Consider the following 14,036-nt stretch of genomic DNA (forward strand, 5'->3'; position numbering starts at 1 on the left):
GCTTGTTGCTCCTGATTGATCTAGAAGTTCTCGTATTCGACGGTCACGACCGGGCCCTGTGGCAAGGCCTGGCAGGTGAGGACCCACCCTTCGGCCACCTCCTCAGGAGTGAGGGCGTTGTTGACGCGCATCGTCGCCGACCCCTCGGTCACCAACGCCATGCAGGTGGCGCAGTTGCCGGCCTCGCAGGAGAACGGCGCTGCCAGTCCGCCCCGCCGTGAGGTCTCAAGAATTGTGTCGCCGGGTTGATAGGCGATTTCGGTTCGCTTGCCCTTGAGGATGATGTTGACCGTGGCGGTCACCTCGGCGGTCACCTCGGCGTCGCCGGCGCCGCCCTCGCCCTGGCCCTGGCTCGTCGCAGCGACCTCCGCCGCGTTCTGGCCGGCGTTGATGAAGCGCTCGATGGAGATGTTCGACGGGTCGACGCCACGGCTCAACAGGTGGGCCTCGACGAGATCCATGAACGGTGTCGGGCCACAGATATAGAAGTCGGCGTCGAGGTCGTCGCCCAGGAACCCGTCGAGGTCGACGGGGGAGAGGTACCCCGACTCGGCATCGAGGTGGTGAGCGAGGTCGAATCGGTCGGAGTGGTCCACGGCGAGACACTCGAGCACCTCGGCGAAGATCACCGAGGCCGCGTCGCGATTCGCGCACAACAACCGAACCGGACGCTTGCCGGAGTTCAGCGTGCTCTTGGCGATGGACAGCACCGGGGTGATCCCGCTGCCGCCCCCGAACGCGACGATGGGCCGACGAGCATCGACCGTCTCCGCTGCCACGAACACCCCGGCCGGTCGGGTGGCCTCCAAGACGTCGCCGACCGCCACGTGGTCGTGCATCCAGTTCGACACGAGTCCGCCGGGAACACGCTTGACCGTGATGGTGAGCGCGTCGTCGGTGTCGGGTGCGCTCGACATCGAGTACGAACGCAGGCATTCGACACCGTCAATGCTGAAACGAAAGGTGCAGAACTGCCCGGCGCGATAGCGGAACAATTCGGCTGCGTCGGTGAGGATGTCGAAGCGAAACGATCGGGCATCGGCCGTCTCGTCGACGAGTTCGACGACGCGCAGCGGGTGGAACCCGTGGGTGGCGCGAACGGCGTCGTGATCGACGCTCACAGGAACGCTTCTTCGAACAGGCGCAGATGCTCCCAGGCCAACTCCGGGGGGATGCCGCCCACCATCGGGTGCAACACCGCGAACATCGCGCCGGTGCGTTCGAGTTCGTCGCGGTACTGGTCGGGGGTGAGGACCTGGTACTGCCCGCCGGCACGTACCTCCTCGAGCGTCTCAACGGGCCGGTACTTGTCGTCGCCGGCCATCGGGTTCCACGCGCCGTACGCATTCGATTCGTGGATGAAATACGGGGCGAGTTTCGGCCATGCCACCTCGGGGTCCTCGGCGAGGATCGTCACCGCCGCGTTCGCCCCGCTACCCGGACCGGGGTCGGGCTTTCCGAGCTTGAGGCACTCGTCGCGGTAGTGCTGCCAGCATTCGGGGTCCGAGGGCACGAATCCATCCGCGATCCGCGCGGCGCGACGGGCCGCGGGTTCACTGCTTCCCCCGAGGATGATCGAGGGTCCTCCGCTTTGAGCCGGAGTCGGCAGCACCTGAACCGTTCGACCACGGAACTCGAAGGGTTCGCCGGTCCATGCCTGGCGAAGTGCGGCTACGGCCTCGCGCACCCGGGCCGGTCGCTCGGATAATTCGACACCAAACATGTCGAATTCGTGCTCGGCGTACCCGCCGGCGAAGGTGACGTGCAGCCGACCGTTCGCGATGCGGTCGACCACGGCGATGTCCTCGGCCAGGCGCAACGGATCGTGAAAGGGGATGGGCATGGCGTTGATGGCGATCGCCACCGAGGAGGTGCGCGCCGCCATCGCGGCGGCCATTACGAGCGGGCTCGGCAGATATCCGTCCTCGCTGCCGTGATGCTCGGACAACGACACCGCGAGTGCACCGTTGCGCTCACCCCACTCCGTCATCTGCAGCGCGGCCTCATAGCGATCGGCGAGGTCGACCCCCGAGAAGGCCGGGTTGCGAAGGTCGAATCGAAGCAGGAACAACATCAGCGGCCTCCAGGGGCGTCGTTGCGGAAGATCTCGCCGCCCTTCATGACGAAACACACCCGCTCGACCGCGGTGATGTCGGCGAGCGGGTTGCCCGCCACGGCGATGACGTCCGCGAGCAGGCCCGCCTCGAGGGCACCGCGGTCGTCGACGTCGATCAGTTCCGCAGCCACGAGTGTCGCTGCCTGCAACGCCTGCAGCGGAGTCATGCCCCGGTCGACCAGCGCGACGAGCTCCTTGGCATTGCGGCCGTGGGGGATGGCCGGTGCGTCGGTGCCACAGGCGATTCGAGCGCCTGCAGCGATGGCCTTGGAAATGGTGGCCTTCGCCCGTGGGAACACCTCGGCCGCCTTGGCCTGGAGTTCCTTGGGAGCGTGCGACACGTCCATGCCGTCCGCCAGATAGGTGGTCGGAACCAGGAACGTCTCTTGAGCGACGAACCGTTCGAGCGTGTCGTCGCTCATGAGTGAGCCGTGTTCGATGCAGTCGAATCCGGCGGCGAGCGCAGCGCGGATGCCGTCGTCGCCGTGGGCGTGTGCGGCCACCTTCAGCCCGGCGCGATGTGCCTCGTCGGCGATCGCGGCGAGTTCTTCATCGGAGTACTGCTGCGCGCCGGCCGGTCCGGTATGTGACATGACCCCGCCCGAGGCGCACACCTTGATGACTTGAGCCCCGTGCTTGATCTGATAGCGCACTGCCTTGCGGACCTCATCGACGCCGTTGGCGATGCCCTCCTCGACGGTAAGGGGCAACACGTGCGGGGCGAATGCCTGGAACATCGTCGGGTCGAGGTGTCCCCCGGTCGGGCAGATGGCGTGTCCTGCCGACACGACGCGGGGCCCCTCGAACCACCCCCGGTCGATGGCCTTCGCCAACGCGACGTCCAACAGGATCCCGTTGGTCTGGATGAACAGTCCCAGATTGCGCACGGTGGTGAACCCGGCGCGCAGTGTGCGTTTGCCGTTGACGACGCCGCGAAGTGTCCGGGTCGCCGGGTCTTCCTGTACGGCGGTGAGGGGGCTGGCGTGATCCGGGCCGCCGAGAAAGAGGTTGACCTCCATATCCATGAGGCCGGGCAACAAGGTGACGTCGCCGAGGTCGATGGTGACGGTGCCGTCGGGCAGGGCCGTGGGGGAGACCTCGGCGATGCGGTCGTCGATGATGAGCAGCGAGCCGGGTTCGACGAGTTCCCCCGATCTGATGTCGACCATGGCAGCGCTGCGCAGATGGGTCGGATGCTCGCGTGTGCGACGTCGCGCCACGGTGATGCTCCTGAACGGGTCGTGAGGTGTGAAAACTCGGTTGGGTGCTGGCGGTTAGAAGGTGACCGGGAGCTTCTCCCAGCCTCGAACGGTGGAGGTGCGGGCCTGCACGGCGTTGTCCCAATCGACCTCCCAGGTGGGGAATCGCTTGAGGACCTCGTCGAGGGCGACCCGTCCTTCGAGGCGGGCGAGGGCGGCTCCGAGGCAGAAGTGGATGCCGTAGCCGAAGGCGAAGTGGTGGCCGATGTCGCGGCGCACATCGAACCGATCGGCGTCGGGGAACCGGCGCTCGTCGCGGTTGGCCGAGCCGTTCAACAACAACACGATGCTGTCGGCGGGAAGCGTCTGGCCGTGGTGGTCGACGTCTCGGGTCACCCACCGGGCATTGACCGGCGATGGGGCTTCGTAGCGCAGGAGTTCTTCGATCGCGTTCGGCACCAGCGAGCGGTCGTTCACCAGCACCTCGCGCTGGTCGGGGTGTTCGGCGAGCACCTTGCCGCTCCACCCGATGAGGCGGGTGGTGGTCTCGTTGCCGGCGGCCGCAAGGAGATTGATGAAGTTCAACACCTCTTCGCGGGTGAGCTTGCGGGTGGTGCCGTCGTCGGTTTCGACCTCGGCGTTGAGCAACTCGGTCATGACGTCGTCGGAGGGGTTCTTGGCCCGCCAGTCGATGTAGTCGGCGAAGATCTGCGCCTGATCGATGTTTTCCTGCATCTGTTCGGCGGTGATTCCGGCGTTGTTCGAATCGGTGAGCTTGAGCCCTTCATCGACCCGGTCGCGGATCGCTTCCTGGTCGGTTTCGGGGATGCCCAACAACATGCCGATCGTGCGCATGGGCATCTGGGCACCGAGGTCTGCGATGAAGTCGAAGCCGCCGGAGCCGACGAGTGGGTCGAGGCTTCGGGCGCAGAACTCACGTACCTTCGGTTCGATCGCGTTCATCTTTCGTGGCGTGAACACCCGCGACAACACGCTGCGGAGGCGATCGTGGGTGGGCGGGTCGTCGAAGATGATCGAGCCCGGCGGAATGTCGATGTCGGCGCGAATCAGCTCGAGCAGGGTGCCTTTCGCCGAGCTGTAGGTGCGCCAGTCGACGAGTGCCGCCTCGACGTCATCGGCGCGGCTGAGCGCATAGAAGTCGTGTTTGTCGTTGTAATAGAGCGGCGCCTCGTCGCGCAGCCGTTTCCACACCGGATATGGGTTGGTGTCGATGTCGAAGTCGAACGGGTCGTAATACGGTGAGGCGGAAGCGTGCGCGCTGGTGGCGGTGTCGGCCATGTCGGTCCCCCTGACGACGGCGATGAAAGTGAAGTTACTCTATGAGGAGAAGCTGATTCTCGCAATCGTGTTCGAATGGCGACTCTGGGCGGGAAGCTGGCGGCTCGCAGATGTGACGAACCCCCGCGTGCTCGTTGAAACCTAACTCTCCGTTTGCGATAATGGGGTTCTCCTCAGCCAGAGGGCCGCAACACATCAGGGGGCCACGATGACCACTCGCACACTGGACTGTCCCGTCTTCGACGCAGACCACCACATGTACGAAACCCGAGACGCGCTCACCATGAGGTTGACCCGGTTCAACGGACGGGTTGGTTATGCGGCTTCGGGTGAGGCCTCGGCTTGTTGACGGTACCAGTCGGTTTCGGTTTCGATCGGGCTGCGGTAGCCGAGGGTCGAGTGGAGCCGCTTCGGGTTGAACCAGCCCTCGATCCAGCGGATCAGGTCACGGCGGGCATCGGCCCGGTTGGGCCAGGTGCGCTTGTGGGCGAGCTCACGTTTGAGGGTCCCGAAAAACGACTCTGCTGCGGCGTTGTCCCAGCATTAACCGGCCAATCTCGGCTCGGGTTGAAGCGATCTCTGGTGTGGATCCGGGGTGGTCAGTTCGCTCGTCGGCGGGTTGTGGTTCGGCCTTCGAGGTGGCGGAGTCGTTCTTCTTGGTCGCGGACTCGGTCGGCGAGGGCTTCGAGGCCGGTGCGGAGGTGGGCGATTTCGGCGGCGAGGCCGGTGAGGGTGTGGCGGTCGTGGCTGTCGCGGCGGTGGTCGTCGATGACGGCCCGGAGTTGGGGGTTGCGATAGAGGGTGGTGCGGCTGATGCCGGTGTGCTCGGCGACGCCGGTGAATGTGATCTGGTCGCCGGTCTCGGCGAGGTGTGTGCAGGCGGCTTCGACAGCCTCGAGGGTTGTGGTCATCCGGCCTCGGCTTGGCCGATGAGGGCGTCGAGCCGGTCGAGGAGGCGCCGATGTCGGTCGGCTTCGTCGATCCAACCTCGAGCTTCGGCGTCGTCGGCGAGGGCCCGGGTGTCGACGCGTTGGGCGGCGAGCACGGCGATGGAGGCGGTGTCGGTGCGGAAGCTTGGGCAGTGCTCGCAGATGTTGGCGTAGGGGCATGCGCCCTGGGACGGGGCTCGGAGGCAGTGACCCCCGGCGAGACGGGACTTGATCGCGGGTGCGTCACGCCAGTCATCACCATCACCGCAGCCGTTGTTGGCGATCGGGATGCGGGTCTTGCCGGTGGGTGTGGGCAAGGCGCCGATCCGGCCCTTGGCCAGGTCGAGGGCTCGTTCGTATTCGGCTCGGACGGTGGAGTCGAAGAGGTGCGCGTAGCGCAGGCTCATCTCGGCGGACACGTGACCGAGCAGGGCCATGAGGGCTTGGAGCGACACGCCGGCGTTGACCAGCGCCGTGGCGTATGTGTGGCGGAGCTGGTGTGGAGTGACGTGGCCGATCCCAGCGGTCTGGGCGCTGCGGGCGAGCTCTTTGCGAACCGCCGTCTGGGACAGACGCCGGCCGTAGTGGGTGAACAGGAACTGGGTCGGTCGGCCGGTGCGGGGGTGGGGCAACGGTTTGCCGACCGAGCGGGTTGTGCAGATCCGGTCGATGAGCGCCACGGTCTCGTCGTCGAGGGGAACCATGCGTTCGGTGTCGAGCTTGCCGAGTGGAACCTTGAGCCAAGCGCCGTGACCGCCGATCTCGTGCACACAGTCGAGTTCGAGATCGAGCAGCTCCCCGATGCGGAGCCCGACGGCCCGGGCCAGCAACAGGGCGTCGGCGGCGAGCCGGTAGTCGGAACCTTCGAGCGCGGCTGTGAGTCGGCGATCGGCATCGACGGGCACGTAGCGGGGTAGCGGCCGTGGCTTGCGGGGATGATCGCTGCGGAAGATCAGTTTCCGGGTCGGGGCGTCGTCCCAGCCCCATTCGGTGATCTCGTTGAGCATGTTGCCGACGGCGCGCACGCGGCGGTCCTGGTCAGCGAGCGTGATCGCCTTGCCGGTCTTGGCGGAGTCGGCGTGGGCGACCGAGTTCAGGTAGGGCTCGATGTGGCGCTGACGGTGCAGTCCGGCAAGCGTGACGAGGTCGGGGTCGGTCTCGGCCAGGAACCGGCCGAAGTGAGCGAGTCGGGTAGCGAGGCTGGAGACGGTCTTGGGGCGGCAGGTCCCGAGCTTGCGTTCGAGGTAGGCGACGAACGCTGGGCGAAGGTTCGGGTGGCAGTCCGCCAGCCGAACCTCGAACGTGTCGGGTTGCTGGGCCGGTTCTGGTGGTTTGCCGACGACGTCGAGGTGGAACAGCACGATGTGGGCGCAGCTGAGTGCGGACCGGTAGTGCCGCCATCCCTGCCCGGTCGCTGCCTCTCGGGCCCGGCACGCCGCAGCGAGTTCGTCGAGATCGCCGACGGTGAGCGCTTCGAGGGGGCGGCCGGTCTGGATCAAGAGCCGGCCGACCGATTGCGACGCGGCCCGCTTGGCCTGGATCTCGGTGAACCCGACCATGACGGCGGTGTCGCAGAACCGGGACATGTCGGCCTCGAGGCGAGAGCCTTCGACCTCACGCCAAAAGCTCGACAGCTTCTTGGCGACGAGCCAGTCCCAACCGGGACGGAGCCACCCCTGGACCATCAAGAACATGAGCAGTGACATGGTCGACGGCGCCAAGTCCAACCGTGCCGCCAAGGATTGGTCGGCCCAGTCATGCGGGTGTGGCCAACGGGTCAGGAACGATCGTGCTGCCCAGTCCGATGCCGGATTCCCTCGACCGGTCGCTGCCTGGTTGGCCCGCCACGCCGACAACATGACATCGGCCGACGGGATCGGCGCGAGGTCAGGTGTTGGCGCGTTGGCGGGCGCGGGCAGCATCGAACTCGGCTTTCACGTGGGTGGGGGCCAAATGGATGTAACGGGCGGTGGTGTCGATGTGCGCGTGGCCCAGCAGGGCCTGCATCACGGCCAGATCGACACCAGCCTCGGCCAGCGCGGAGCCGAACGTGTGCCGTAGCGCGTGCGGATGCGCAGCCGTGATGCCGGTCAGGTCACGGTGATAACGGAAGATCCGTCGCAACCCTGCCGGCGAGAGCGGCTGGCCTCGGGTCGGTCCCTTGGCCACGATGAACAACCGCGAGCTGGCCGTGTCTGGTCGCTCGGCGAGCAGGTACGTCTGGATCACCCCTGCCACGTCGACGTCGAGCGGGACCCGGCGTTCCTTGCCGCCCTTGCCCGACACTCGTAGCCAGCGGGCACCGATGTCGACGTCGCCGACATCGAGGGCGAGAACCTCGGCTGACCGCAGCCCGCAGAACACCATCAGCCCGGCGATGGCCCGGTCACGCCACGTGCGCAAGCTCTCCAACAGTTGGATCACCTCGCGGTGATCCAGCGTCTTAGGAAGGCGTTTCGTGTCGCGGACCCGCAGCGGTGACCGTCGCTTCGGCGCACGCGACACATGAGCCAGCATGCCGGTCCGTTCCCCCGCCGACAGGCGCTTCGCTTCCCGACCCTTGGGGACCGGGTTCGAGATGTCGGGGTCGCGCATCGACCGGAACGAGTACAAGCCCGAGATCGCGGCCAGGCGCATGTTGACCGTCGCCGGGGACAACACGTCGGTCCGGCGGCCGTCGAGTCCGACCACGTTCGCGCCGCCCAGTCGACCCGTGACCAGCTCGGTCCGACACGCGGCCAGGAACTGCAGCAACACGTCGGTCGTCACCGAGGCCAAGTCGAGGTCTTCGCTGTCGAGCCAACGACAGAACGCCAGCAGACCGAACCCGTAGGTACGCGTCGTGCGGGGCGAGTAGTTCCGGTCCGCCAGATACGACAAGTACTCGTTCACCAACCGGAACCGGCCGGCGTCGCCGCCGCCCAGCCGCCAACCATCGTCGCCCCGTTCGAGGAACAACCCGTCGTCTGACACAGACACATCTGTAACGCTGACCGGACCAAAAGACAAGCATTCCCCAGAGAACCCGGCCCTTAGGCTGCTACAGCTAGATCACATTGGCCGGTTAACAGGCACACGCCGGTCGCGCCCATCGACTGGATCACCCCGAGCTGCTCGCACAGCTCAGCGAACTCGGCGGAGGTGTACTGCGAGCCGCGGTCGCTGTGAAAGATCACCCCGTCGACGTGGCCACCCCGAGTCGCGGCGGCCATCTTCAAGGCGTCCGCGACCAGCTCGGTGCGCATGTGGCTCGCGACCGACCAACCGATCACCCGACGCGAGAACAGGTCGATCACCGTCGCGAGGAACAGCCAGCCTTCGCCGGTGCGCAGGTAGGTGATATCGCCGCACCACGTCGTGTTCGGTTCGGTCGGGTTGAAGTCGCGCTTGACGTGGTCCGAGGCGGCCTTCGCACCGCGATCAACGATCGTGGTGCGGATCTTGGACCGGCCCGTCTCGCCCTCCCAGCCGTTGCGCCGCATCAGCCGGGCCACCCGCTTGCCTGACACCGCGAAGCCCTGCTTGCGCAACCAGGCAGTGACTCTCGGGACGCCGTAGGTGCGCCCGGAGCACTCCCAGATCGCCTCGATCTCGACCTCGAGCATCCGGTCGGTGATCTCACGCTTCGACGGGGCCCGGTCGACCCAGTCGTAGTAGCCGGACCGAGACACATCCAGGGTCCGGCACATCTCGCTGATGGTCCACGGGTCGGTGGGGTTGGTGGGGGTGGCCTGCTCCTCGGCGATGAACGTGTACAACGCTCTCACCCGTTCCTCGGGTCCGAGGCCGAGAAGTAGGCCACTGCTTTTCCCAAGATGTCCCGTTCCCGGGTCACCCGCTCCAACTCGCGCTTGAGCTCGCGGATCTCTGCTCGCTCCTCCGCGGTCGGGGCACCGCCGTCGGCTTCCTCGCGGGCTTGGCGAACCCAGTTCCCCAGGGTCGAGTCGTAGATGTTGAGTTCCCGGGCGACCTTCGCCACATTGCCCCCCGACGCCGCGACCATCGCCACTGCCTCAGCCTTGAACTCCTTGGTGAACTTGCGCCGGCTACGACCGGACTTCGCTGCTGCTGACATGAACACTCCGTTCTGGCCTCATCAGGCCAAGGTAGGTGTCCGCCAGACCGGGTCAACCTCACCCACGAATCGACCCCACCCCACCAACAACAAGCCAACCCGGCACAATTACCCACGCCCCCAGACATCGGGTCGGAGTCCACCCCGGGAGGTAGGCACAGCGATACGAGGGCCCGAGACACCACCACGCAAAGGGGACTCAGACTGCTGATTGTATGGAGCCGTACGTTGATGTACATTCAACCCATGAGCACCGTATCGGCGACAGAAGCCCGAACGACGTTGCCCGATCTCCTCGACCGGGTGACATCAGGTGAGGAAATCACGATCACCCGCCACGGGCGAACAGTCGCTGTACTCGTACACCCCGACGCGCTGCGTGTCCGCAAGGCGGGGCGCGCGCTTGCGGAGGCCGAGCAGGTCGGCGCGCTGCTCCGACGTGCACGCGAACTCCCCCTCGCGGACATGCCCTCGATCTCGGCCGATCGCGCCGACGAACTCATCGCCGAGTTGGCAGCAACACGATCGATTCGTTGAGTCGGCAATGGACGCATTCGACGCCGAAGCATTGATCTACGCAGCCGTGCCGAATCATCCGCTCGGCAAACGTGTGCGCCGTCTCCTCTCAGCAGCCGCGACCTCCCCGGACGGCACTGGCATCGGATCGGTGCTCCTCATCCCCGAACTCCTCTCCAAGCCGATGCGCGAGGGAGCGACAACCGAGATGACGGAACTGGCCACGTTGCTCGGGCGGCTCATTCTCCTACCCGTTGACGAACATGTCGCCGGTCTGGCTGCCGCACTGGGATCCAGTTATCGGCTACGCGCTGCGGACGCGGTGCATCTGGCGACTGCTGTCGCCGCAGGCGCCGACCGTTTCATCACCAACAATCAGTCCGATTTTCCAACCACCATCTCAGAGATCGAGATCGTCTACCCGGCCGAGCTGCCACACCCTTGACCGAGCACTAGTCGCGACTGGATTCAGCGACCGTCGGTGATGCCGCACTACGGGGTATCGAGGCCGATCGCGTTGGCCCACAACAGCGTGAGTTGCATGGCAACCTCGTCGAGGTCGTAGTCGCCCCAGTGCTCGATCAACCACAGTTCTGCAAACCTCGCCACCATCGAGCCCAGCGCTCCTGCCGCGATCTCCGGGTCGAGAGCTTTCGACACCGCTCCAGATCGCTGCATCCGACGAATCGAACGCTCGGCGCGATCCGCGAAGTGCTTCTGGCGACGCATCCGCGCCTCACTCACTTCATGGTCGTACCGCGACACCTCCTCGATCACCCCCATGATCCGGCCGTTATCGCGGTACCGCTCGAGGTAGCGACGATTCGCCCGCAACAACCGGTCGAACTCGCTGAGCTCGGCCCCGCCGTCGTCCGTTTCCGATTCCGACGGCGGGGCGGTCAACAGCGCCTCTTGCTGCTCGGCCACCTCGCGAAACACCTGCTCCTTGGAATCGAAGTAGTGGTAGAAGGACCCGTGCGACATCCCCGCTTCCTTGGCGATGTCGGAGACCCGGGCCTCGAGAAACCCGGTGCGTTCGAACACCGCCTTCGCTGCCTCGAGCAGACGTGCACGGGTCTGTGCCCCCTTGCGGGAACGCGGTCCCGCGGCACCCTGGTCGATGGTCTCGATCTTCGCCATAGGCAGCACTCTCTCGATGGGTGAGCTCGGTCGACTCGGTCGCCGTCGATTCTACGGGGATGGGTCCGCTTCGACGTCGAAGCGCTCAGCGACGCAGCAGCGGCGCAAGGCCGACGGTGCCGTCGGCATCGAGCAACCGAAGCCCCTCGTTGCGTGACGGACGCCAGTACACCCGCTGCGCCTCCCACGCCTGGGCCCGCAGCGCCTTCTTGTCGATCTTCATACTCGACAGCTTCGGCAGTTCAACATCAACTCGAACGAAGGACGGCACCCACTTCGGGCCCAGGTCGGGCTGCTCGCTCAGGAACGCCTCGAAGGCCGCTAGATCGAAAGCAGCAGGATCGAAGGCTGCGTTGCCCAACCCATCGTCGACCTGCCCGGTCATCTCAAGCGCCGCCATCACCCGGTCACCGACCGGATCGTCGGGCACCGCGTACACCGCTACGGAACGCACGCCTGGGAATCGCGCCAGGATCTTCTCGACCGGCCCTGCGGAGAAGTTCTCCCCGTCGACCCGCAACCAGTCGTTGGTGCGCCCGGCGAAGAAGAACCAACCCTCCGCGTCGCGATAGGCCAGGTCCCCCGACCAGTACCACCCGCCTCGGAACCGCTCGGCCGTTGCGGCCTCGTTTTTGTAGTACCCCTCGAACCCCGATGCCGGAGCGGTCTCGACCAGCTCACCGATCGCCTCGTCGAGATTGGTGATCTGACCGTCCGCACCGACATGCGCACGAGGGCATTCGACCCCCGTTTCGGGGTCGACCACCTTCACCGACTCGTTCGCCGTGCCGAGCGCGCCGGGCGGCATCGTCTCGTCGCGTCGCACGATGATGACCCCTTCGGTCGAGCCGTAGCTGTCGCGCACCTGACAGTTGAAACGTCGAGCGAACTCGCGGATGTCGTGTTCGGAGGCCTCGTTGCCGATAGCGAGCCGTAACCCCAACCCGGTATCGGTCGGGTCTTCCGGCATCGACAAGATGTAGTTCAGCACCTTGCCGGTGTAGGTCATGTAGGTGGCGCCGAACTTGCGCAGGTCGCCGACGGTGGCAGACCTTGAGAACTTGTCGCGGGTGGCGATGGGAATCGCCGCGTTGATCGCCGACGCCCAGCCCGTGAACATCGACGCCGCGTGGAAAAACGGCAGCGGCGCGTACGCGACGTCGTCGTCGCCCAACGAGGCGATGTTCGCCACATGGGCACCGGTGCGACCGAAGCGTCCCTGTGTACAGCGCACCGCCTTGGGTAGCCCCGTCGACCCGGAGGTGAAGATCAACATGAACAGATCGTCGTCGGCAGGCTGGTACTCGACGGTCACCTCCGCCGCAGCGTCGAGGCGTTGGTCGTAGTCCTCGGCATCGACGACGAGTCGCATCTCGGGTGCGACGGCGGTGTCGACATCGTCAAGAAGACCGACCAGGTTGGAGGAGGTGACGATCGCCTGACAATCGGTGTACTCGACGAGTTGTCCGAGTTGTTCGCCGCGATAGGTGGCGTTGATTCCGACGATCACCGAGCCGGACAGGGCGGCGCCGGTCAACCAGAACAGGTAGTCAGGAACGTTGTCCAACAACACGCCGATATGCGGGGGCCGCTGCGGGTCGCGAACCGACTCGAACCAGGCGGCCCGGCGACGCCCCTCGGCCACGAGTTCGCGGTACGACCACGACCGGTCGCCGTACAGCAACGCCGGCCGGTCGCTCTCGCTCAGCTCCAACAGCAACGTTCCGACGGCGGTCACAGTCCCCTCCAAATTTCAGCCAATGGCGCGATCGCCGCGGGAGTCGTGGGCTCGACGATCAGCGTGGTGATCGGCCCGCTTCGCCAACGTTGAAGTTGCTCGCCGATGTGGCCGGCAGGGCCGACGAGCGTCATGTCGTCGACCATCTCATCGGTGACCGCGGCGATCGACCCGGCACGGTCACCCGACAGCCACAGGTCCTGAATGCGCTCCGCTTCCTCGCCGTAGCCGTAGCGGGTCACGAGAGACTTGTAGAAGTTCGTCTGCTTCGAACCCATCGCACCGACGTGCAGGGCGATGCGTGGACGCACCTGATCGCGACACACCGCGAGATCGTCGCCGAGCGCGGCCACCACCGTGGGTGCGACGGCGAAGCCCGGGCGGGCCGCGCCAAGCACCTCGCCCCACGCCGCCTCCCAACGGGTCGCGCTCCACAGGTACGGCAACAATCCGTCAGCAACCTCGCCAGCGAGGCGCACGTTGTTGGGCCCGAGCGCCGCTAGGTAGATCGGCGTGTCGGGCCAGCCGGGTTGGGTCGAACGAAGCGGGCGGCCTTGACCGGTCGCTTCGGCACCCCGATACGGAACGCTCAGCTCCGAGCCTTCGTAGCTCACTTTGGTATCGGCCGCGAGCGCCTGACGCACGATCGCCACGTAGTCGCGCGTCACCGCCAACGGGCGCCGAAACGCCACGCCGTGCCATCCCTCGACCACCTGTGGCCCCGACACCCCGAGCCCCAGCACCAGGCGACCCTCGGACAGCTGCTGCAGGGTCAGCGCGGTCATCGCTGTTGCCCCGGGCGTGCGCGCCCACACCTGAGCGATAGCGGTGCCGAGTTTCAGCCGGGTCGTCGTCGCGGCGAGGAACGCGAGCGGGGTGAAGGCGTCGGCTCCCCACGCCTCTGCGGTCCAGATCGAGTCGTAGCCCGAGTCCTCCGCGATCCGCCCGAGCTCCGCCAAGTCACTCGGAGCCAAACTCAACCCGATGGTGCTCAACCCAAGTTCCACGATGATCTCCCCTCACT

General features: G+C 66.2%; 15 protein-coding genes. 3 read left to right on the forward strand and 12 right to left on the reverse strand.

The window, feature by feature from the left end:
* Positions 1–20: 20 nt before the first annotated feature.
* The 4 genes from M9952_00285 to M9952_00300 are packed head-to-tail and all read right to left on the reverse strand — an operon-like array spanning position 21 to position 4,614.
* Positions 21–1,121, reverse strand: coding sequence for a ferredoxin--NADP reductase (locus tag M9952_00285; GenBank protein ID MCO5311369.1), 1,101 nt, complete (start codon positions 1,119–1,121; stop codon positions 21–23).
* Positions 1,118–2,074, reverse strand: a complete 957-nt coding sequence (locus M9952_00290; GenBank protein ID MCO5311370.1) for an LLM class flavin-dependent oxidoreductase — start codon at positions 2,072–2,074, stop codon at positions 1,118–1,120. Before M9952_00290 ends, M9952_00285 begins: the two co-directional genes overlap by 4 nt.
* Positions 2,074–3,336: an amidohydrolase family protein gene (locus tag M9952_00295; GenBank protein MCO5311371.1), complete on the reverse strand. Its 1,263-nt coding sequence runs from the start codon at positions 3,334–3,336 to the stop codon at positions 2,074–2,076. Before M9952_00295 ends, M9952_00290 begins: the two co-directional genes overlap by 1 nt.
* 54 nt (positions 3,337–3,390) lie before the next feature.
* Positions 3,391–4,614, reverse strand: coding sequence for a cytochrome P450 (locus tag M9952_00300; GenBank protein ID MCO5311372.1), 1,224 nt, complete (start codon positions 4,612–4,614; stop codon positions 3,391–3,393).
* Here M9952_00300 and M9952_00305 point away from each other — a divergent pair.
* Positions 4,613–4,759, forward strand: a complete 147-nt coding sequence (locus M9952_00305) for a hypothetical protein (GenBank protein MCO5311373.1) — start codon at positions 4,613–4,615, stop codon at positions 4,757–4,759. The two genes, M9952_00300 and M9952_00305, sit on opposite strands and share 2 nt — an antisense overlap.
* 454 nt (positions 4,760–5,213) lie before the next feature.
* Here the strand turns inward: M9952_00305 and M9952_00310 are convergent, their stop codons facing one another.
* From M9952_00310 to M9952_00330, 5 genes are all read right to left on the reverse strand, one after another.
* Positions 5,214–5,525: a DUF6262 family protein gene (locus M9952_00310; GenBank protein ID MCO5311374.1), complete on the reverse strand. Its 312-nt coding sequence runs from the start codon at positions 5,523–5,525 to the stop codon at positions 5,214–5,216.
* Positions 5,522–7,249, reverse strand: coding sequence for a site-specific integrase (locus M9952_00315; protein MCO5311375.1), 1,728 nt, complete (start codon positions 7,247–7,249; stop codon positions 5,522–5,524). Before M9952_00315 ends, M9952_00310 begins: the two co-directional genes overlap by 4 nt.
* Before the next feature lie 181 nt (positions 7,250–7,430).
* The gene (locus M9952_00320) at positions 7,431–8,522 is read right to left on the reverse strand and encodes a tyrosine-type recombinase/integrase (protein ID MCO5311376.1); all 1,092 of its coding nucleotides are present in this window, start codon (positions 8,520–8,522) and stop codon (positions 7,431–7,433) included.
* 53 nt (positions 8,523–8,575) lie between these two features.
* Positions 8,576–9,310, reverse strand: a complete 735-nt coding sequence (locus M9952_00325) for an IS3 family transposase (protein MCO5311377.1) — start codon at positions 9,308–9,310, stop codon at positions 8,576–8,578.
* The gene (locus M9952_00330; protein ID MCO5311378.1) at positions 9,307–9,618 is read right to left on the reverse strand and encodes a transposase; all 312 of its coding nucleotides are present in this window, start codon (positions 9,616–9,618) and stop codon (positions 9,307–9,309) included. Before M9952_00330 ends, M9952_00325 begins: the two co-directional genes overlap by 4 nt.
* A 246-nt stretch (positions 9,619–9,864) precedes the next feature.
* Here M9952_00330 and M9952_00335 point away from each other — a divergent pair, with 246 nt between their 5' ends.
* On the forward strand, positions 9,865–10,155 hold the full coding sequence (locus M9952_00335; GenBank protein MCO5311379.1) for a type II toxin-antitoxin system prevent-host-death family antitoxin: 291 nt from the start codon (positions 9,865–9,867) through the stop codon (positions 10,153–10,155).
* A gap of 7 nt (positions 10,156–10,162) precedes the next feature.
* Complete coding sequence (locus M9952_00340) at positions 10,163–10,579, forward strand: PIN domain-containing protein (protein MCO5311380.1); 417 nt, start codon at positions 10,163–10,165, stop codon at positions 10,577–10,579.
* A 47-nt stretch (positions 10,580–10,626) separates the two neighbouring features.
* On the opposite strand, the gene M9952_00345 is transcribed toward M9952_00340, so the two are convergent.
* The 3 genes from M9952_00345 to M9952_00355 form a co-directional block, all read right to left on the reverse strand.
* Positions 10,627–11,274 (reverse strand): TetR/AcrR family transcriptional regulator, encoded by a 648-nt coding sequence (locus M9952_00345; GenBank protein MCO5311381.1) that lies wholly within the window; start codon positions 11,272–11,274, stop codon positions 10,627–10,629.
* A gap of 85 nt (positions 11,275–11,359) precedes the next feature.
* Positions 11,360–13,012, reverse strand: a complete 1,653-nt coding sequence (locus M9952_00350; GenBank protein ID MCO5311382.1) for an AMP-binding protein — start codon at positions 13,010–13,012, stop codon at positions 11,360–11,362.
* Entirely contained in the window at positions 13,009–14,019 is a 1,011-nt protein-coding gene (locus M9952_00355; GenBank protein ID MCO5311383.1) for an LLM class F420-dependent oxidoreductase, read from the reverse strand. The genes M9952_00350 and M9952_00355 overlap by 4 nt, the downstream gene beginning before the upstream one ends.
* Positions 14,020–14,036 lie beyond the last annotated feature (17 nt).

Source organism: Microthrixaceae bacterium (assembly GCA_023957975.1).
GTDB lineage: Bacteria > Actinomycetota > Acidimicrobiia > Acidimicrobiales > Microtrichaceae > JAMLGM01.